The following is a 19568-nucleotide window of genomic DNA, read 5'->3' as shown; positions in this document are numbered from 1 at the left end:
TTACACAATCTGGGACTATCTCATGGAAATTAAGGTCAACTTCCTCGACAAGCTTCGCCTGGAAGCCAAGTTCGACGACTTCACGGTCATCGCCGACCAGCCCATCCGCTACAAGGGCGACGGTTCGGCTCCGGGGCCGTTCGACTACTTCCTGGCCTCGTCGGCGCTGTGCGCGGCCTATTTCGTGAAGCTGTACTGCAATACCCGCGATATCCCCACCGAAAATATCCGCCTGTCGCAGAACAATATCGTCGACCCGGAAAACCGCTACCAGCAGATCTTCAAGATCCAGGTGGAATTGCCGGCCGATATCTCGGAAAAGGACCGTCAGGGCATCCTGCGCTCCATCGAGCGCTGCACGGTGAAAAAGGTGGTGCAGGCAGGTCCGGAATTCGTGATCGAAGAGGTGGAAAACCTGGATGCGGATGCGCAGGCATTGCTGACGCTGAACCCGTCGTCCGATTCGGCCACCTATATCGTCGGCAAGGACCTGCCGCTGGAGCAGACCATCGCCAATATGTCGGGCCTGCTGGCGGGCCTGGGCATCAAGATCGAAATCGCTTCGTGGCGCAATATCATTCCCAATGTGTGGTCGCTGCATATCCGCGACGCGCATTCGCCGATGTGCTTCACGAACGGCAAGGGGGCGACGAAGGAAAGCGCACTGGCTTCGGCGCTGGGCGAATATATCGAGCGGCTGAGCAACAACCACTTCTACGCGGGCCAGTACTGGGGCGAGGAGATCGCCAACGCGCCGTTCGTGCACTACCCCAACGAGCGCTGGTTCAAGCCTGGCCGCAAGGATGCGCTGCCGGTTGAAATCCTGGATGACTACTGCCGTGACATCTACGATCCGGACGGCGAATTGCGCGGCTCGCACCTGGTCGACACCAATTCCGGCAACGCCGAGCGCGGTATCTGCTCGCTGCCGTATGTGCGGCATTCGGACGGCGAAATCGTGTATTTCCCGACCAACCTCATTGAAAACCTGTATGTCAGCAATGGCATGAGTGCCGGCAATACGCTGGCCGAAGCACAGGTGCAATGCCTGTCCGAGATCTTCGAACGGGCGGTGAAGCGCGAGATCCTCGAAGGCGAAATGGCCTTGCCCGACGTGCCGCAGGAAGTGCTGGCGAAATACCCGGGCATCCTGGCCGGCATCGCCGGGCTGGAAGAGCAGGGTTTCCCGGTACTCGTGAAGGATGCTTCGCTGGGCGGGAAATACCCGGTCATGTGCGTGACGCTGATGAACCCGCGCACCGGCGGCGTGTTTGCCTCGTTCGGCGCGCACCCGAGTTTCGAAGTGGCGCTGGAACGCAGCCTGACGGAACTGCTGCAGGGCCGCAGCTTCGAAGGCCTGAACGACCTGCCGCGGCCTACCTTTTCCAGCCATGCCGTCAAGGAACCGAACAACTTCGTCGAGCACTTCATCGATTCGAGTGGCATCGTGTCGTGGCGCTTCTTCAGCGCGAAAGCCGATACCGAGTTCGTCGAGTGGGATTTTTCCGGCCACGGCGAAAACTCGAATGCCGACGAAGCCGCGACGCTGCTCGGCATCCTCGAAGAGATGGGCAAGGAAGTCTACATGGCGGTGCACGACGGCCTGGGCGCGATTGCCTTCCGCATCCTGGTGCCGGGCTATTCCGAGGTGTATCCGATCGAGGATCTCGTCTGGGACAACACCAACAAGGCGCTGCTGTTCCGCGAAGACATTCTGAACCTGCATCGCCTGGACGACGCAACGCTGGAAGACCTGTTGGAACGCTTGGAAAACAATGAGCTGGACGAATACTCCGACATCGCCACGCTGATCGGCATCGAGTTCGACGAAAACACGGACTGGGGCCAGCTGACCGTGCTGGAGCTCAAGCTGCTGATCCACCTCGCCCTGAAGCAGTTCGAGCCCGCGCACGAACTGGTGGGCGCCTTCCTGCAGTACAACGACAACACGGTCGAACGCCGCCTGTTCTACCAGGCGCTGGAAGCCGTGCTGGAAGTGGCACTGGACGACGACCTGGAACTGGACGACTACGTGGTCAATTTCCGCCGCATGTTCGGCGATCCGCGTATGGATGCCGTGCTGGGCTCCGTCGACGGCAGCGTGCGCTTCCATGGCCTGACGCCGACGAGCATGAAGCTCGAGGGGCTGGACCGGCATCACCGGCTGCTCGACAGCTACAGGAAGCTGCACGTGGCGCGGGCGAAGGCGGCGGGTATCGCTGGCCAAGAGTAATCTGCCTTACCAATAACAGTGCCTTCGTTTACTACAACACAGTGAAGGCAAGGATAGCCAGCACCTGACGAAAACGCCAACCATTGGGTTGGCGTTTTTTTTGCGGACGTACATGAGCGTCGAGCACCTGACTTCAGACAGATATCCTGCTCAGCCAAATAGTTGATAAAAGGCAATATCGCTAGCAAGCGTCGCTTCTATGCTTGTGGCTCAGCCATTTTTCCTAGGCTCCTGCCATGACCTATTTACGGTAGTCAAAATGAAGCGCCTTCCCCTTTCATGCTTTGCGTTACAGCTTGTACGCCCTGCGGATAATGCCGAACCGGTGAGTGAAATCATCATCGACGGCACGTCCAGCGAAGTAACGATTGCTGGCGCCACGCTCGAAGCAGCGCTCGATTGGGGAGGCGGCTATCTAGCCTTTGTAACCGACGATGTGCCGAATGAGGAAATGTTGCGCATCTATCTGCTTCGGCCTGATTTAACCATCATCGATTCAGCCGTACTAGGGGCGATGTATTCGACAGGATCGTTTTCAAACCTGCGCATTCCCACCGCACATATGGTGCAGTTCCAATTTTTTGGTGGAGCCCCATGGCAGTTGACCCTTCGACCCGAGGGCCTTGTGATGCTTCCCTTTTTTGCGGATCCGAAAGGGGTGAGACGACCTTTTGGTTTCCGCCGTTTTTTTACACTGTCGAGCAATCCTCAACCTGCTGTCTAAATGGTTGCGATGCGAATCTTCAGCCCGTGCCCGTCGCACACCGCGCACCACCACCCGCCTCGTTGCTCCATTCCAGCCATCCGCCGTCATACACGGCGATGTCTTCCCATCCCATCAGCCACGCATAAAAGAACGCCATCGACGCCCGCCACCCCGTGCCGCAATAAAACGCGACGCGCCGGCCGAGCGTGATGCCGGCCGCCTCCCACATGGCGGCGATCGCGGCGGCCGGCAGCATGCGTCCATCGGCGCACTGGTAGGCGCTCATGCTGTTGACGTCGCCGTCGGCCCCCGCCCTGCCCCATGATGCGCCGGGAATGTCGCCCCGCGCGGCGATATAGCTGTATCCCGACACTTTTCCGATGAATTCCGCTTCGCTGCGGATGCTGGCCAGCACCGCGTCCGGCCGCGCCAGCAATGCGCGTGCCTCCTCCATGCCGACCAGGTATTCCGGATGCGCGGGAAACGGCGCCCCGAAACCGTCCACCGGGATGGGCACGCGCCCGTCGCCCGCTTTGCAGGCATATCCGCCGGCCTGCCAGGCGGCGAAGCCGCCATCGAGCAGCCGCACATCGGCCACGCCCGCATACAGCAGAAGGTGCGCCACGCGCGCGGCGGCCAGGTTGTTGCGGCCGTACAGGATCACGGTCGTATCGTGCCGGATGCCATGCGCCAGCAGCACGCGCAGCAGCGCGTCGTCCGGCACTTTGTTCCACAAAGGGCCGCCTTCGAATACGCAGGTATCGAGGTAGGCCGCGCCGGGGATGTGCGCTGCCATGAACCCGCGCAACGCCCCGCATCCCGCTTCGAACAGGCGCCAACCGGCAGCGATCGTTCCATCGGCAGTCATGGCCGCAAGCTGCCTCGCGCTGACGAGCTGGCGGCCACGGACCAGGTCGGCACGCGGGCAGGTTTCGGACAGGTGAGGAACGCGGTTCAAGGCAATCGGGGGTTGGGATCGGCCACAAGGCGCGGCGCATGAAAAAAGCTGGCCATTGTATCGCGCCCCGGTGCATGCCCGTCCCCGAAAAGTGGCGGCACACCTTGCTTGCATGGCGCAATCCGGTCGCAACGGGCAGCAAAACCCGCAATAAAGACCTTCCGCGGCCCCTTTAAAGCAAGCTCTGGCAAGGTTTTCATCGTCTTTACAACGCGCCTGAAAATTATGCTTGAGTTATGTAACAAACCGGCAATAGTATTGTTGAGTTGTATTGACTTATTTTTATCATCGCCAGAACGACAACCGCCGCCCGAGACGGTGGAAGCAATGGGAACCGCAGAAAGAGGCAACACAAGAAGACCACCGCGTAGAGCAAACCAAGTCGTGAAAGGACATTGCATGAGAATCAAGCCGTCGAACCCGCCGCACCACGGCGGGCTGCAGCAGATGCGCAACGTGCCGGGCGTGAAATCCTCCCTGGCCCTCTGTATCGCCCTCGCCTTCACCGCAGTCGCGCCGATCGCGCATGCTGCACAGGCGGCCACCACCGCAGTGTCCCTCCAGCGCGCCGCGCCGCATTGGCAAAGCGTCGCCGTACCGACGGACTCGCTTTCCACCGGCAATGTCGTCAAGAAGCCTGCCCTGAAACTCAAGCGTTTCCATGCCACCACGCTGGACAGGAATGGCATGAAGGGCGTGACGGCCGGCGCGCCGGCCGAGCGCGGCGATGGCGAAGTCCCCACCACGCTGACGATCTCGCTGCCCCACCCGGACGGCGGCTACCAGCGTTTTGCCCTGGTCGAATCGCCGATCATGGAGGCGGGCCTGGCGGCCAAGCACCCCGACATCAAGACCTACCGCGGCAAGGGCATCGACGACCCGTCCGCCACGCTGCGGATGGACATGACCAAGCTGGGCCTGCACGCCTCCGTGCGCTCGCCGAACGGCGGCTGGTACGTCGACCCCTACTACCATCTCGACGACAGCCTGTATGCCAGCTATTACTCCCGCGACCTGACCAACCAGCACGGTCCGCTCGTGGAGGCCGCGATGGGCGAAGCGCAGCTGACGCTGTCGCGCGGCTTCTACAAGGAAGGCGACAACCTCGAGGTGCGCGGCCTGAACTTCGCGCCGGGCGCGAGCGTGAACATCACCGTGCGCGCGGAAGGCGAAACCTCCGCAGTGCAGAGCGCCGTGGCCACGGCCGATGCCAATGGCGTCGTCTCGATCACGCTGCCGGCCGGCAGCAGCGGCGCCTTCGAAGTCGTCGCCAGCGACGGCCGCGCCACCACCACCGCTTCCTACCACGTGGTCGATGCCGCCGCGGCCGCCAGCGCCGTCGTTGGCAACCAGCTGCGCACCTACCGGCTCGCGCTCGTGACCGATCCGTCGTACGCCAGCTACTTCGGCGGTTCCGCCAACGTCACGGCAGCCAAGGTCACGCTGATCAACCGCGTCACGCAGATCTACGAAGACGAAACCTCGATCCGCCTCGTGCTGGTCGACGGCAACGATGCGCTGAACCTCGATACGGACGCGCAGATGACGGGCGCCAACGGCCCTTGCGGCGGCGCGGCGTGCTACACCACCAGCCAGGCATCCGGCTGCGGCAGCAGCACGCTGCAACGCAACCGCATCGTCACCGGCCTGCTGGTCGGCGCCAGCAATTTCGATATCGGCCACATTGCCTTCGGCCTGAACGGCGGCGGCATCGCCAGCCTGGGCGTTGTCGGCGGCAACGCGAAAGCACAGGGTTGCACGGGCGTCCCCACGCCGGTGGGCGACTACTTCGCGGTCGACTATGTGGCCCACGAAATCGGCCACCAGTTCTCCGGCAACCACACGTTCAACGGCGTCAACGGCAGTTGCGCCGGCGGCAACCGCAATCCGGAAACCTCGGTCGAAACCGGCAGCGGCTCGTCGATCATGGCGTACGCCGGCATTTGCGAGACCGACAACGTGCAGCCGCACAGCGACCCGTACTGGTCGCAGCGCAGCTTCGATGAAATCGTCGCCTACACATCGGGTGGCGAGTCCTCGCTCAACGAGGTGCAGGCGGCTGCGCTGCGCAACTTCACCGCCAGCGGCGCGCGGTTCCAGATCAGCTGGGGCGGCAACCTGTCGGTGCCCATCGTGCGCGGCACGAACTACACGCCCGCGGGCATCAAGGCCGCGATCCAGGGCATCGCCGGCTGGCCGGCCGGCGCCACCGTCACGGTCAGCGGCGTCAACAACAACGGCTTCACGGTCACCTACGGCGGCACGCTGGCGGGCACCAATATCGCCCAGCTGGAACTGGCGAACTTCTCGGCCGGCGCCAGCGGCATCGCCGGCGAAATCACCGCCGGCGGCCTGACGCGGCGCGGCGGCAGCGTGTCCGGCACCGGCAACAGCGCCCCGCTGGTCACGGCGCCCGCCAGCTACACGATCCCGGTGCGCACGCCGTTCGCCCTGACCGGCGACGCCACCGATGCCGATGGCGACACGATCACCTACCTGTGGGAGCAGAACGACCGCGGCGGCGAAGATGGTACGGCACTGCTCGACAACGTGAAGACGAACGGCCCGCTGTTCAGCCAGTTCGGCAAGCGCGCCGTCGTCACCAGCGCCGACACGATCAAGTACAACTCGCCCGGCCAGAACCACGTGACCACCAACCCGACCCGCGTGTTCCCGGACATCGACCAGATCCTGGCGAACAACACCAACGCGCAGACGGGCGCCTGCCCCACGCCGGCCGGCACGCCGACCGCCGCCAATATCGAGTGCTTCGCCGAATTCCTGCCGACGCCCGATTACGTGGGCTACGAAGGTGTCAATGCCAGCCCGGCATCGCTGAACTTCCGGCTCACGGCGCGTGACGGCCGTGGCGGCGTCAGCAGCGCTGACACGCGGCTCGTGCTGGCGCATGCGGCCGGCCCCTTCCTCGTGACGGCACCGAACGGCGCTACCACGCTCGAGGCCGGTTCGACGCAGACCGTGACGTGGAGCGTGGCCAACACGAACACGGCCCCGGTCGGCGTGCAGAACGTGAAGATCTCGCTGTCGACCGATGGCGGCAAGACCTGGGGGCACACGCTGGCCGCCAGCACGCCGAACGACGGCAGCGCCCCGGTAATGCTGCCGGCGGTGGCCACGACCAAGGCCCGCGTCAAGGTGGAGGCGCTCGGCAATGTGTTCTTCGACGTGTCGAACGTGGATTTCAAGATCAACCTGTCGGGCGACATCAACACTGACGGCGTCGTAGACTGTGCGGACCTGGGCATCATCCGTTCCGCGTTCGGCAAGCGCACCGGCCAGCCCGGCTTCGACGCCCGTGCCGACGTCGTCCAGGATGGCGTCATCGACGCACGCGACCTGAACTACGTGGCCCGTCGCGTCACGCAGGGATCGTCCTGCAACTGACCGCTGTCGAGCGCGCATGCAGGGCGCGTGCCTTACCGGCCGGGTTGCCCGGCCGGCATTACCGATCACTGCCCCCCAGGGCAAACAGGAGAAACAAATGAATGGATGGAAGAAATACCTCGGCGCCGCGCTGCTGAGCGCAGCCAGCTTCCAGGCTTATGCGGCAACGCTGACGCCTGTTGCGACCCCGAATCCGGCAACCGTCGGCCAGGTCATCGAGCTGGACGTGCAGGTGTCGGACGTGACCGATCTGTACACCTATCAGTTCTCGCTGGCGTTCGACCCGACCGTGCTGCAGGTCAGTTCGGTCGTGCTGGGCGATATCTTCAGCGGCTACCCCACGGGGCCTGTCACCGGCTACCTCGACAACGCGGCAGGCACGCTGTCGTATGTGGCCAACTCGCTGGTGGGCGCCAGCCTGCCCGGCATTTCCGGCGGTGGCAGCCTGGCAACGATCACGTTCCAGACCATCGGCGCCGGCACCTCGGCGCTGACGTTCTCCGATGTATTGCTGCTCGACAGCGCTGAGGGCGACATCGCCACCAGCGTTGCCGCGGGTTCGATCCTGGTCTCGGCCGTGCCCGAACCGTCCACCTACCTGATGCTGGGCGTGGGCCTGGTCGGCGTGGCGGCGCTGCGCCGGCGCCAGGTAGCCGCACGCGGCTGATCGACGGTCGACGTCCCCGCCGGGCCGCCTCGTGCGGCCCGTTTTTTTTGGAGAGCGTGCCGGGCCGGGTTGATGGGCACGCATCGACTTTCCCGCGGAAATTGCCTAAGCTGGTTTACCTCCCCCGGAAAGGACCAGCATGGATGCCTTCCTCGCCTTCCTGTCGCACGGCCTGCTCGGCTGGAGCACCATCGCGATCGCTGCCGGCACGCTGGCGCTGACGCACGTCACGATCGCCGCCGTCACCATCTACCTGCACCGCTGCCAGGCGCACCGCGCACTGACGCTGCATCCGGCGGCCAGCCATGTCTTCCGCTTCTGGCTGTGGCTCACCACCGGCATGGTCACGCGCGAGTGGGTGGCCGTGCACCGCAAGCACCATGCGCGTTGCGAGCTCGACGGCGACCCGCACAGCCCGGCCGTGTTCGGCATCCGCCGCGTGCTGGCGCAAGGCGCCGAGCTATACCGCACCGAAGCCGGCAATCCCGTCACGGTGGTGCAATATGGCGCCGGCACGCCCGACGACTGGGTGGAGCGGCACGTGTATTCCCGTTATGTGTGGCAGGGCCTGGGCCTCATGCTCGTGATCGACGTGGCGCTGTTCGGCGTCATCGGCCTCACCGTGTGGGCCGTGCAGATGCTGTGGATCCCCGTGACCGCGGCCGGCATCATCAATGGCCTGGGGCACTGGTGGGGCTACCGCAGCTACGACGGCCCCCATGCCGCAACGAATATCGTGCCGCTCGGCCTGCTGATCGGTGGCGAGGAACTGCACAACAACCACCACACATATCCCACGTCGGCGCGGCTGTCGTCGCGCTGGTTCGAGTTCGACATCGGCTGGCTGTACATCCGGCTGCTGCAGGCATGCGGGCTGGCCCGGGTAACGCGCCTGGCGCCGCGGCCACGGCGCATGCCCGCCAAGCCGGTGGCCGACCTGCACACGCTGCATGCCATCATCGACAACCGGCATGAAGTGATGGCCCGCTATGCGCGCATGCTGCGCCGGGCGTTCCGGCAGGATGCCAGGCAGCCGCACGACGTGGTGTTCGACAAGCGTTTCCTGGCCCAGGTGTACCGGCTGCTGCGCCGCGATCCGGGCCTCGTCACGGCCGAACAGGCCGCGTCGCTGGCGCTGTTCCTCCATCACCGCGGCGCCCTGCAGAAGATGCAGCAACTGCGTGCCGAACTGGCCGAACTGTGGCAGCGCCAGCATGCGGCACCGGAAGAGTTGCTGGCCCACCTGCGCCAGTGGTGCGAACAGGCCGAACGTTCCGGCATCGGCATGCTGCGCGAGTTCGCGGCGCGCCTGCGCAGCTACGCCTGACCGGGCGGCCACGGCACCGCGCCTTCCGGCGCGGCCGGGCCGCCGGTTACAATCGGCGGGTCCGCCCTCCTCCAGCCACCGATGCCGAACACCCTCGCCGCCCCCTGCTCCGCCGAACTCCTGATCAAGAAAAGCCGCTTCATCGCCTGCGTGCAGCCGATGGCCGACCGTGCCGCCGCGCAGGCGGTCGTGGCGCGCCTGAAGGCCGAGCATCCCGGCGCCGCGCATGTGTGCTGGGCCCTGCTGGCCGGCGGCCAGTCGGCCGCCGTCGACGATGGCGAACCCAGCGGTACTGCCGGCCGCCCGATGCTCGACGTGCTGCGCCACCAGGACCTGGAAGGCGTGCTGGCCACCGTGGTGCGGTACTTCGGCGGCGTCAAGCTCGGTGCGGGCGGGCTCGTGCGTGCTTATACGGATGGCGTCGCCCAGGCACTGCTGCAGGCCGACCGCATCGCCATCGTCAAGTCGCGCGAGCTGCGCTGCTCGGTACCCTATGCGCTGGAAGGCTTGCTGCGGCGCGAACTGGACGCCGCAGGGGCGACGCTACTGGAAGTGGCACATGGCAATGACGTGGTTTTCCACTTCAGCCTGCCGGAAACTGCGGCGCAAGCGCTCGTGGAACGGCTGAACGAGGCGGGCAACGGCCGGGTGCTGTGGGTGCGCGACGACCAACAGGCGTGAACTCAGGCGGCGGCCTCCCGGGTGCGGCCGCTGCCGATCCACGTGGCCCGGTGCCACAGCGTTTCCAGCGGCCCCTGCTTGTGCTGGCGCAGCCACCAGGCCGAGAACCATCCCTGTAACACGGCAAGCACCACGCCGATCAGCAGGCACGCGGTAGCGCCCGTGTATTGGTACAGGCCGAAGCCGAAGTGGTAGTACAGCGCGGTGCCGACCACCGACTGCGCCATATAACTCGTCAGGCTCATCCGGCCCAGCGGCGCGAACATGTTCAATGCCCGGACCAGCGTGCCGCGCTGGTACAGCAGCGCGAATGCGGCAACGATCACGCCCATCAGCGCGAAGTTCGACCAGGACTTGACGATCACCAGCAGCGGCCGGCGCAGCGCGCTGCCGGACACCGCGGCATCGACACCCAGCGTGGCCACGTACAGCGCCGCGAAACTCACGACGGCCAGCACCAGCAGCCGGCGCCAGAAGGCGCGATTCGCATCGGACAAGGCAAACACGCCGGCACGACCGGCCAGCATGCCGAGCATGAACAATGCCGGAATCTGGAAGAAGCGGCCGTTTTCCCAGCTCCACAGCACCGCCGCCGCCTTGCCGGTCGTGGCGTTGCCGAGGTAAGTCTGCAGCAGCGTGCCGCCCGTCATGTACTCCTTGGCCTGGCCGAAGTATGCCCAGGATGCCGGATCGGCCAGCTTCGCATCCGGCTGCGGCAGCGCCTGCAGCACGGCGACCCAGATATAGGGTTGCAGCAGCAGCAGCGCCGCAATCGCCAGCACTGCCCGGTTGCCGAGCCGTGCCACCGGCAGCAGCGTGAACGACATCACGGCATAGAACGACAGGATGTCGCCCTGGTAGAACAGCGAGTTGAGCATGCCGAAGCCCAGCAGCAGCACCATGCGCCAGGCGAAACGGGGGCGGAAGTCCTCGCCGGCGGCGGCCCGGCGCGCGAACTGCAGGTGGAACGTCACGCCGAACAGCAGCGCGAAGATCAAATAGGATTTGCCGCCGAACAGGAAGAACATCGTGTCCCAGATGCCCTGGTCCAGCGCCACCAGCCAGTCCGGCTGGCCGGCCGGCAGGTGGTACAGGTCGAAATGCTCGAGGTTATGCAACAGCATGATCGACACGATGGCGAAGCCGCGCAGCGCATCGACGAGATCCAGGCGGGAGGAAGTGGGCGGCATCGCGAACCTGTGGAAATGACGGTGCCGCCGATTGTGGATGAAAACGTTGCCAATTACCAGCGCAGGACACGCATCCCCGTGCGCATATCGGCGCGGGTAACAGGCCGACGTGATGCAAAGGCTGCGTAACCGGACCCTGCACCGGTTTGGGGTGGCACGACGTGGTGGATCAGCGCCGCCGGTGGTGGCGCCGGCGCGACGACGTGTTCTGGTCCTGCAGCATCGTATCGACCCGTTCGGATGCCTGGCGCGACAGTTCCAGCGCCAGCTCGATATCGGGGAAATACTCGGGCAGCCGGTAACCCAGCCAGGCATACGCGGAATACAGGCGGCACGTGTCTTCCACTTCCTGCAAGGTCATGTGGTACAGCTGGTGGTCGTCCGGCTGCAGCCGCGTGATGCGCTTTTTCGACAGCGCCACGCACCAGTGTTCCCAGGCGCGCTGCAAGGCGAGCACCTTGGTCGATACGGGCACGAGCGACAGCGCGAACTTGTCGGCCACCGACAGCGGCAGCGTGTCGAGCCACTGGGCCCGATCCATCTGGTCCTCGGTGATGCGCGGGTAGAAGAAGCCGTCCGGCACGTCGATATTGTGGATGAAGCGCTTGAGCAGCTTGGCGAGCGACGTTTCCTGCGTCACGGCCGCGATGCGGTGCAGGTGCTCCAGCGTGGGGGCCACGGCGAAGCCGCTCGTGTTCAGGGGCACCGGTTTTTCCTTCAGCAGCGAGCGCATCACCTCGTGGCTGTCGGCGTCGTAGCCGGCCACCAGGCCTTCCTCGTGGATGCCGTAGCGCCCTGCGCGGCCGGCGATCTGGCGCGCCAGCGGCGCGGGGATTTCCTCTTCCTCGTAGCCGTTGAACTTCACGGTGGAGGTCATCACGATGCGCTGGATCGGCATGTTCAGGCCCATCGCGATGGCATCGGTGCCGACGACGATGTCGGCTTCGCCGTCACGGAAGCGCTGCGCCTGTGCGCGCCGCACCTCGGGCGACAGGTTGCCATACACGGTGGCCACCGAATGGCCCATCTCGGCCACCATGTCGCGCCACATCAGCACGTCGCGCCGCGAGAATGCGATCAGCGCATCGCCCGGCCGCAGGTTCTTTACTTTGCGCACCGGGCCGTCTTCCATCGACAGCGGCCCCTTGCGTTTCATCACGTGTACTTCGATCGGGCATTCGAGGCGTTCGGCCAGCGCTTCCACGGCGCGGCGCGCTTCCGGCGCCCCCACCAGGTACACGGTGCGGGCCGGCGCGCCGCACACCGCCGCGGTCCACGCAGCGCCACGGTCGCGGTCGGCCAGCATCTGGATCTCGTCGATCACGGCCACGTCGACCGGCGTGCGGGTATCGAGCATCTCGACCGTGCTGGCGACATGGGTGGCATTTTCCGCGATCCTGCGTTCCTCGCCGGTAACGAGGCTGACGGCCAGCGGCTTGCCGTGCCGCGACACGTCGAGCAGGCGCTCGTAGTTCTCCAGCGCCAGCAGGCGCAGCGGCGCCAGGTACACGCCGCTGGCGGCCTTGGCCAGCGCTTCCATCGCCTTGTGGGTCTTGCCGGAATTGGTGGGGCCCAGCAGCGCGACGAACTTGCGGGGCAGGCGCCGCGCCACTTCGAACGACGCGGGGTATTCGGCCAGGTTGATGCTCTGGCGGGTGCGCTCGGCATGCTGCTCCTCGCGCTGCCGCTCCACGGCATGGCCCAGCCGCTGGCGGATACGGTCGAACACGACCGACGCCGGCTCGGACGTCTGCACATCGGCCAGCGTATGCAGGAAGTCCATCGGCGCGAGGCCGAATTCCTCGCACTCGGCGGCAAGTTCGCGCACGAACGCCACCGTGCTGTCATGCAGTTCGCGCAGTGCGCGCTCGGTGGAGCGCTCGCGCACCAGCGCGGCGCGCGCCTCGGCATCGAGCTTGCGCCATTTCGACGGCTTGGCCAGCACGCCCTGCGCGGGCACCAGTGCATAAGGCACGCGCAGGCCGCCGGCATCGGCCGTGCCGTCGAAGCGCAGGAAGACCCTGCCCTCCAGTTTCATCAGCGCGATGCCGCGCTCCGCCAGGCCGAGTTCGAGGCCCAGCCGTTCGTCGTCGAATTCTTCCGTCATTGCCGTACTGGTTCGCTATCGGGCCACGAGTATAGCTCGCGGCCCGGACAGCCGTTGCACAGGTGCGGTATCAGGCGGCCGGCACGGCGGCGCGCGCGCCACCGCTGCGTTCCAGGGCCAGTGCGATCGCCAGCACGATGATGCCGCCCAGCGGAAGCACGGCGCCGACCAGCGCGGTCGACTGCAGGCCGTAACCTGCCGCGATCGTCATGCCGCCGGCCCAGGCGCCCAGGGCGTTGGCGATGTTGAACGCGGAATGGTTCAGCGCCGCGGCCACCGTCTGCGCATCGCCGGCCACGTCCATCAGGCGCGTCTGCACGGCCGGCACCACGGCGATGCCGGTACCGATCAGGAACAGGTTCAGGCCGGTCAGCCACAGGTTCGAGCTCGTGTAGGCAAAGGCGGCCAGCACCAGCGCTTCCCAGATCAGCACCCCGAAGATGGTGGCGGTCTGGTTGCGGTCGGCCAGCCAGCCGCCGACCAGGCTGCCGACCGTCATGCCCACGCCGATCAGGCCCAGCAGCACGGAGATTTCCAGCGGCGACGCCTGCGTGATCTGCTGCAGCGTCGGCGTCACGTACGTGTACATCGCGAACATGCCGCCGAAGCCGATCGCCACCATCAGCAGCGTCAGCCATACCTGCACCCGGCGGAACACGCCCAGTTCGCCGCGGATGCTGGCGTTACCAGCGGCAATGAACGGCAGGAACACATACACCATGGCCACGGTCAGGAACGCCAGGCCGCCGACGATCGCGAACGCCGAACGCCAGCCCATCACCTGCCCCAGCCACGTGGCCAGCGGCACGCCGAAGATGTTGGCCACCGTCAGGCCCAGCATCACCCGGCCCACGGCCTGTGCGCGCTTGTCGGGCGTGACCAGTGCCGCGGCGACAAGGGCTGCCACGCCGAAATAGGCGCCGTGCGGAATGCCGGCCACGAAACGGGCCGCAATCAGCAGCCCCGGCGTGGGTGCCAGCGCTCCCAGGATATTGCCGACGGCATACATCAGCATGAGCATCATGAGCATCATGCGGCGCGGCATGCGTGCCATGAAGATCGTGATCAGCGGCGCGCCCACGACCACGCCCAGCGCATAGGCGCTGATCATGTGGCCCATGTCGGGCAGCGTGGTGCCGAGATCCTGCGCCACGAGGGGCAGGATGCTCATCGACGCGAATTCGCCGGTGCCGATGGCCAGCCCGCCGATGGCCAGTGCCAGCTCGGCCATGCCGGCGCCACGCGGGGCGATGATGGACGGAATTTGTGAATCTGGAAGGTTTGCTTCTTGCATGAGGGACAGCCGGAAAAAACGAAGCCGGGCAGGATAGCATGGTCCCGCCAATCCTGCTTGGCGCTGCAACGCGTGGATTTCGGTCGCGAATTTCATTGCGTTACCAAATCAACAATGCGAGGATTGTGCAGCACACAATAAGTTGCACGATTAGTCCCGCATGCCCTGTCTCTCTCGTAGGCGCAGCTATAATGGCCGCCACCGGCGACTAGGCATGCGCCTCGATCGCCCAGCACACCTATACTGATCAGCATGCATGAATAACAAAGACGAGAAGCGCCGGCAAGTGATTCGCGCGATGCTGGCACAGCCCGGCAGCGCGGATGCGGCCGAGCGGCACCTGCTGCCCTGGCGCTCGCTGGCGGTGCACCTGAGCCCCCTGATCGGCGAGATCGGGTTCGGCGCACTCTACGGGCGAACCGGGCGGCTGCTGGCGCAGCAGCACGAGTGCCTCAGCATCGGCCCGTCGTCGCAGCCGCTGGATGCCTTGTTCCGCACACTGGGAAAAGACCTTGCCGGAGCAGAACCGGCGCAGGCGGCGCTGGCGAACGAAGCCATGCTGATGGCATTCACGCGGCTGCTTTCCGAGCTGATCGGCGAAGCGCTGACGACACAGCTGATCGATACGGCATGGAATGGCGTACAGGCACCAAACAATGCAGGGGAGCAGAAGTAAATGACCGACAAAGTTAGCTTGGGATTGCTGGAAACCGGCGTGCCGGGGTTGGATACCCTGCTCGGGGGTGGACTGGGCGAATATTCCTTCAACCTGATCGCCGGCGCTCCCGGCAGCGGCAAGACGACGCTGGCCCACCAGATGATGTTCGCGCTGGCCACGCCCGAGCGGCGCGCGCTGTTCTTCACCGTATTGGGCGAGCCGCCGCTGAAGATGCTGCGCTACCAGCAGCAGTTCGGCTTCTTCCAGCTCGACAAGGTTGGCAGCGCGATCCGCTATGTGAACCTGGCAGACGACCTGCGCAGCGGTGACTTTTCCGGCGTACTGGACCGCATCATGCTCGAGGTCGAGGCGTTCTCGCCCAGCCTGGTGTTTGTCGACTCGTTCCGTTCCGTGGCCCAGACGGCCCGCAGCGGCAGCGAAGGCATCGCCGACCTGCAGCACTTCATCCAGGAACTGGGCACGCGCATGACCAGCTGGCAAGCCACCACGTTCCTGATCGGCGAATACGTGCACGTGGAAGCCGAAGCCAACCCGATCATGACCGTGGCCGATGGCGTGCTGGCACTGTCGCAGTCCCAGCAGGAGAACTCGACCGTGCGCAAGATCCGCGTCGTCAAGATGCGCGGCCAGGCGCACATGGCCGGCATGCACACGTTCCGCATCGGCGACGACGGCGTGCGCATCTTCCCGCGCGTGCTGCCGCCGCTGGCCGCCGACCGGATTCCCGGCATGCCGGTGGACCGCGAGGCGCGCCGTATCTCCATCGGCGTCCCCTCGCTGGACCTGCTTTTGCATGGCGGCATCCCGCAAGGCCATTCGATCCTGGTCAGCGGCCCTTCCGGCTCCGGCAAGACCATCCTCGGCACCGCCTTCCTGGGCGAAGGCGTGCGCCAGGGCGAGAAAGGCGTGGCGTGCTACTTCGAGAAAGGCACGGCGCGGCTGCGCAACGCGGCGCTGGCCGAGATGGTGCAGGCGGGCCACGTGCGGATCGTCGAGAGCCGCGCGCTCGACCTGACCGCCGACGAATTGCTGGAAGACCTGCTCATCGCGATCGACGAGACGGGCGCGCAGCGCGTCGTCATCGATTCGCTGTCCGAGTTCCTGCTGTACCTGGCACCGGAATTCCGGCGCGAATTCCGGCTGACCGTATTCCGCATCCTTTCCAGCCTGGCCAAGCGGGGCGTCACCGTGCTGGTCACGATGGGCACCGAAGACCGTTTTACCGAGTTGCGCTTTGCCGATGCCGAGATCGCCTTCCTGACGGACGGCATCATCGCCACCCGCTATGTCGAGATGGGGGGCGAGCTGACCAAGGTGATTTCGGTCGTCAAGATGCGCGGCTGCTCGCACAGTAATGCATTGCGCGCCTTCCGGATTACCGACAACGGCATCGAGGTCGACGACATGAAGGTCGGCTTCGACGGCATGCTCTCGGGCCATCCTTCCTCGAACAGCCTCTAGCCCATGGCCGACATGGACCAGCCCCGCGACGACGATCCGCAGCATGTGGCGGAGCTGCGTCTGGCGCTGCGCCAGGCCCGCTTCGAGAACAACCTGCTGCGCGAGGCCAATGCGCACCTGGTGCAGGCCACCGTCAATGCCCAGACATTGCAGGATGAAGCGGAGGCGGCGAACCAGCGGCAGAACGAGTTCCTGGCCATGCTGGCCCATGAACTGCGCAATCCGCTGGCGCCGATCAGCATGGCCGCCGCGATGCTGGAGCGCATGCCGGATATGGCACCCGACCTGGTTGCGCTGCGCAGCGTGATCAGCCGCCAGACCGAACACATGGCCCGCCTGCTGGACGACCTGCTCGATGCCGCCCGCATCAGCAGCGGCCGCATCACACTTGATATCGCGCCGGTGACGCTGGCCGACGTGATCGACCGCGCCGTGGAAACCGTGCAGCCACGCATCGCCGAACGGGGCCAGCGGCTCGACGTGCAGGTCAGCGCGCCGCAACTCACGCTCAATGGCGACCGCGTGCGGCTTACCCAGGTGTTTTCCAACCTGCTGGCCAACGCATCGAAGTACACGCAGGATGGCGGCCGGATCGTGCTCGAAGCCGGCCCCGGCGCGGCCGGCGTGGAGGTGAAGGTCAGCGACAACGGCACCGGCATCGCCGCCGACGTGCTGCCCCACATCTTCGACCTGTTCACCCAGGGGCCGCGCTCGCTGGCCCGGTCCGAAGGCGGCCTGGGCGTGGGCCTGAACGTCGTGCGCAACCTGGTGACCATGCATGGCGGCATGGTCCACGGTCACAGCGACGGCCTGCGCCGTGGCAGCACCTTCACGGTGGCGCTGCCGTCGGGCAGCCCGATGCCGGCCGCGCCCGAACACCATGGCTCGGCGTCTTCGCACGAGGCATGCCGCGTGCTGCTGATCGAGGATAACGTGGACGTGTGCGATACGCTGAAGGGCTTCCTGATGCTCGACACGCACGATGTCGTTGCCGCCTACGACGGCAATGCCGGCCTGGCACTCGCGCTGGAAGGACGCTTCGACGTGCTGATCTGCGACATCGGCCTGCCGGGGATCGACGGCCTGGAAGTGATCCGCCGCCTGCGGGCCGGCGGCGAACGCGTCTTCGCCATCGCGCTGTCCGGCTACGGCCAGGCATCGGACCGCGCCAACGCGCTCGATGCCGGCTTCGACGAATACCTCGTCAAGCCGGTGCGGCCGGACAGCCTGCTGGCGCTGATCGATTCGGCACCGTGCCGGACGCGGCGCAGCACCGGCGCCTGACCTTCTGTGGTTAAAAAGACACGAAAACTACCCTCGCGCCCAAGCATTATTTGATAACGCTATCACCGATAGCGTCCTGGACCTGCTTTCGTTTTACCATGAGCTCATGCGTTGAGCGGAGCATCTTTCCGTGCAGGCGCAGGGCTCGCGGCGCCGCAAGGCACCCCGCTGCAGGATTGCATCGCTTTGGTCGATGCCTCCGCACCGGTATCCGACCGATTTTCGCGAGTCGAATTGGTAGCGCTATCAAAATCAGTTTCACTTCCCGCCGACGCGTGCCCGCCGTTGGCAGGCCGCCACGAGCCAGCCTGCCGGCGGAGGTGTCGCGACCGGATCGACCGTTACGATAGGAGCACTTCTTCGATGCAGAAAACCTTCCTGCGCCGCGCCCTGCTCGGCGCCGCACTGCTGGCCGGCCTTGCGCAACACGCCGGCGCCACCATCACCACCGTCACCGGCGACACGACCGGCGGGCCGACCTGGGACCGGATCGACGAGAACCCCGGCAACTGGCCCTTCAATCCAACGTATCCCGGCACGACGTACCGGGCATTCGACGTCAATGTCCTCGAGGATGTGGACAACATCAATTTCGCCACGACGTGTACCTTCGACTGTTCGATGTATATCTATATCGGCGCCTTCGATGCGGCGGCGCCCACGGCCAATTTCCTCTTCGGGAACGGTTACGGGGCAACCGATAACGCGGTTTATTTCTACGGGCCACTGGAAATCGGCCACTACACGATCCTCGTCACGGGTCAGGATGCCACGTATTTCGGCGCCTTCAGCACCACCGTTTCCACCGTCGGCATCGACACGTTCGAAATCAGCCCGATCAATCCCGTGCCGGAACCCGCCACCTGGCTGATGCTCGGCGCCGGCCTGGCCGGCCTCGGCGTCGCCGCCCGGCGCCGCGCCGCCGCCACCCTCCACACCGCAGACTGACCAGGAGAACCAATGAACACCATGTTCCGCAATACGATCGCCGCCGCGCTGCTGCTGGCGGGCTTCCTCCAGCATGCGGCCGCCGAGATCGTGACGGTGACCGGCGATACGCTCGGTGGCCCCACGTTCATCCCGCCGGGCAGTCACGGCGAAGAACCCTCTCCCTGGATCACCGGCGTGGCCTATCGGGCATTCGATGTCGTGACCACCGTCGGCCCGAGCCCGTTCAACTGGGAGAACTCGTTCCTGACGAGCTGCGAATTCAGCTGCGTCACCTTCCTCTACAGCGGTCCGCTCGACCCGGCCGACTCGCGCACGAACCTGATGACGACTGCAGACAATGCCACCAATTTCTCCTCGATGCAGACGTTCCTGGAGCCAGGCAAGCACTACACCTTTGTCGTAACCGGCTACGTCGACGGCGATGCCGGGGCGTTCAGCATCACGGCCGGCGGCCCGGGGGGCATCAGCATCACGGCCGGCGGCCCGGCGAGCATCAGCCCCGTGCCGGAACCTTCGGCCGGGCTGATGCTGCTGGGCGGGCTGGCGGGCATTGGCGCGCTGGCACGGCGCCGCGCCCGCCGGGATCACATGGTCACCGCCTGAAGGACATGGTTTGATTCCGCAT

The 19568-nt window shown here is 65.5% G+C and carries 16 protein-coding genes; 11 read left to right on the top strand and 5 right to left on the bottom strand.

From position 1 onward, the window contains the following. The first annotated feature begins 22 nt into the window (after positions 1-22). Together ACY65G_RS27005 and ACY65G_RS27000 are read left to right on the top strand one after the other, a co-directional pair. Positions 23-2233, top strand: coding sequence for an OsmC domain/YcaO domain-containing protein (locus ACY65G_RS27005; protein WP_465000374.1), 2211 nt, complete (start codon positions 23-25; stop codon positions 2231-2233). A gap of 259 nt (positions 2234-2492) precedes the next feature. Beyond that, on the top strand, positions 2493-2957 hold the full coding sequence (locus ACY65G_RS27000; RefSeq protein WP_465000373.1) for a hypothetical protein: 465 nt from the start codon (positions 2493-2495) through the stop codon (positions 2955-2957). 19 nt (positions 2958-2976) lie between these two features. Here ACY65G_RS27000 and ACY65G_RS26995 read toward each other — a convergent pair whose 3' ends face one another. Further along, complete coding sequence (locus ACY65G_RS26995; protein WP_465000372.1) at positions 2977-3897, bottom strand: sulfurtransferase; 921 nt, start codon at positions 3895-3897, stop codon at positions 2977-2979. Further along, complete coding sequence (locus tag ACY65G_RS26990) at positions 3894-4307, bottom strand: hypothetical protein (RefSeq protein ID WP_465000371.1); 414 nt, start codon at positions 4305-4307, stop codon at positions 3894-3896. The genes ACY65G_RS26995 and ACY65G_RS26990 overlap by 4 nt, the downstream gene beginning before the upstream one ends. Here ACY65G_RS26990 and ACY65G_RS26985 point away from each other — a divergent pair. The 4 genes from ACY65G_RS26985 to ACY65G_RS26970 all read left to right on the top strand — a co-directional run bounded on the left by ACY65G_RS26985 (position 4297) and on the right by ACY65G_RS26970 (position 9977). Next, positions 4297-7302, top strand: coding sequence for a reprolysin-like metallopeptidase (locus ACY65G_RS26985; protein WP_465000370.1), 3006 nt, complete (start codon positions 4297-4299; stop codon positions 7300-7302). The genes ACY65G_RS26990 and ACY65G_RS26985 overlap by 11 nt on opposite strands. Before the next feature lie 97 nt (positions 7303-7399). Beyond that, on the top strand, positions 7400-7969 hold the full coding sequence (locus ACY65G_RS26980; protein ID WP_465000369.1) for a cohesin domain-containing protein: 570 nt from the start codon (positions 7400-7402) through the stop codon (positions 7967-7969). A gap of 139 nt (positions 7970-8108) precedes the next feature. Beyond that, a complete protein-coding gene (locus ACY65G_RS26975; protein WP_465000368.1) occupies positions 8109-9296 on the top strand; it encodes a DesA family fatty acid desaturase in 1188 nt (395 codons plus the stop codon). A gap of 81 nt (positions 9297-9377) precedes the next feature. Then, positions 9378-9977: an IMPACT family protein gene (locus ACY65G_RS26970; RefSeq protein WP_465000367.1), complete on the top strand. Its 600-nt coding sequence runs from the start codon at positions 9378-9380 to the stop codon at positions 9975-9977. A 2-nt stretch (positions 9978-9979) separates the two neighbouring features. Here the strand turns inward: ACY65G_RS26970 and ACY65G_RS26965 are convergent, their stop codons facing one another. The 3 genes from ACY65G_RS26965 to ACY65G_RS26955 form a co-directional block, all read right to left on the bottom strand. Beyond that, positions 9980-11167: a DUF418 domain-containing protein gene (locus tag ACY65G_RS26965; RefSeq protein WP_465000366.1), complete on the bottom strand. Its 1188-nt coding sequence runs from the start codon at positions 11165-11167 to the stop codon at positions 9980-9982. A gap of 169 nt (positions 11168-11336) precedes the next feature. Further along, positions 11337-13274 (bottom strand): helicase-related protein, encoded by a 1938-nt coding sequence (locus ACY65G_RS26960; RefSeq protein ID WP_465000365.1) that lies wholly within the window; start codon positions 13272-13274, stop codon positions 11337-11339. A 70-nt stretch (positions 13275-13344) separates the two neighbouring features. Further along, positions 13345-14505, bottom strand: coding sequence for an MFS transporter (locus ACY65G_RS26955; RefSeq protein ID WP_465000364.1), 1161 nt, complete (start codon positions 14503-14505; stop codon positions 13345-13347). A 319-nt stretch (positions 14506-14824) separates the two neighbouring features. On the opposite strand from ACY65G_RS26955, the gene ACY65G_RS26950 reads away from it, so the two are divergent. The 5 genes from ACY65G_RS26950 (at position 14825) to ACY65G_RS26930 (ending at position 19546) form a co-directional block, all read left to right on the top strand. Next, positions 14825-15244, top strand: a complete 420-nt coding sequence (locus tag ACY65G_RS26950) for a hypothetical protein (protein ID WP_465000363.1) — start codon at positions 14825-14827, stop codon at positions 15242-15244. Next, positions 15245-16708, top strand: a complete 1464-nt coding sequence (locus tag ACY65G_RS26945) for an ATPase domain-containing protein (protein ID WP_465000362.1) — start codon at positions 15245-15247, stop codon at positions 16706-16708. Positions 16709-16711: 3 nt separating this feature from the next. Continuing rightward, positions 16712-17992, top strand: coding sequence for a hybrid sensor histidine kinase/response regulator (locus ACY65G_RS26940; RefSeq protein WP_465000361.1), 1281 nt, complete (start codon positions 16712-16714; stop codon positions 17990-17992). A gap of 363 nt (positions 17993-18355) precedes the next feature. After that, positions 18356-18940: a PEP-CTERM sorting domain-containing protein gene (locus ACY65G_RS26935; protein WP_465000360.1), complete on the top strand. Its 585-nt coding sequence runs from the start codon at positions 18356-18358 to the stop codon at positions 18938-18940. A gap of 12 nt (positions 18941-18952) precedes the next feature. After that, the gene (locus ACY65G_RS26930) at positions 18953-19546 is read left to right on the top strand and encodes an FxDxF family PEP-CTERM protein (RefSeq protein ID WP_465000359.1); all 594 of its coding nucleotides are present in this window, start codon (positions 18953-18955) and stop codon (positions 19544-19546) included. The last annotated feature ends 22 nt before the right edge of the window (positions 19547-19568 follow it).

The sequence above is a fragment of the Pseudoduganella sp. jia 12 genome, from assembly GCF_055502675.1.
The sequence above is the reverse complement of the archived record's forward strand: the minus strand, read 5'-3'. Positions and strand labels throughout refer to the sequence as shown.

What these genes read in the sequence shown, in the direction of transcription:
- ACY65G_RS27005 (WP_465000374.1), top strand. Translation starts at nt 23, where the DNA reads ATGGAAATTAAGGTCAACTTCCTCGACAAGCTTCGCCTGGAAGCCAAG.
- ACY65G_RS27000 (WP_465000373.1), top strand. Translation starts at nt 2,493, where the DNA reads ATGAAGCGCCTTCCCCTTTCATGCTTTGCGTTACAGCTTGTACGCCCT.
- ACY65G_RS26985 (WP_465000370.1), top strand. Translation starts at nt 4,297, where the DNA reads ATGAGAATCAAGCCGTCGAACCCGCCGCACCACGGCGGGCTGCAGCAG.
- ACY65G_RS26980 (WP_465000369.1), top strand. Translation starts at nt 7,400, where the DNA reads ATGAATGGATGGAAGAAATACCTCGGCGCCGCGCTGCTGAGCGCAGCC.
- ACY65G_RS26975 (WP_465000368.1), top strand. Translation starts at nt 8,109, where the DNA reads ATGGATGCCTTCCTCGCCTTCCTGTCGCACGGCCTGCTCGGCTGGAGC.
- ACY65G_RS26970 (WP_465000367.1), top strand. Translation starts at nt 9,378, where the DNA reads ATGCCGAACACCCTCGCCGCCCCCTGCTCCGCCGAACTCCTGATCAAG.
- ACY65G_RS26965 (WP_465000366.1), bottom strand. Translation starts at nt 11,167, where the DNA reads ATGCCGCCCACTTCCTCCCGCCTGGATCTCGTCGATGCGCTGCGCGGC.
- ACY65G_RS26960 (WP_465000365.1), bottom strand. Translation starts at nt 13,274, where the DNA reads ATGACGGAAGAATTCGACGACGAACGGCTGGGCCTCGAACTCGGCCTG.
- ACY65G_RS26955 (WP_465000364.1), bottom strand. Translation starts at nt 14,505, where the DNA reads ATGGCCGAGCTGGCACTGGCCATCGGCGGGCTGGCCATCGGCACCGGC.
- ACY65G_RS26950 (WP_465000363.1), top strand. Translation starts at nt 14,825, where the DNA reads ATGAATAACAAAGACGAGAAGCGCCGGCAAGTGATTCGCGCGATGCTG.
- ACY65G_RS26945 (WP_465000362.1), top strand. Translation starts at nt 15,245, where the DNA reads ATGACCGACAAAGTTAGCTTGGGATTGCTGGAAACCGGCGTGCCGGGG.
- ACY65G_RS26940 (WP_465000361.1), top strand. Translation starts at nt 16,712, where the DNA reads ATGGCCGACATGGACCAGCCCCGCGACGACGATCCGCAGCATGTGGCG.
- ACY65G_RS26935 (WP_465000360.1), top strand. Translation starts at nt 18,356, where the DNA reads ATGCAGAAAACCTTCCTGCGCCGCGCCCTGCTCGGCGCCGCACTGCTG.
- ACY65G_RS26930 (WP_465000359.1), top strand. Translation starts at nt 18,953, where the DNA reads ATGAACACCATGTTCCGCAATACGATCGCCGCCGCGCTGCTGCTGGCG.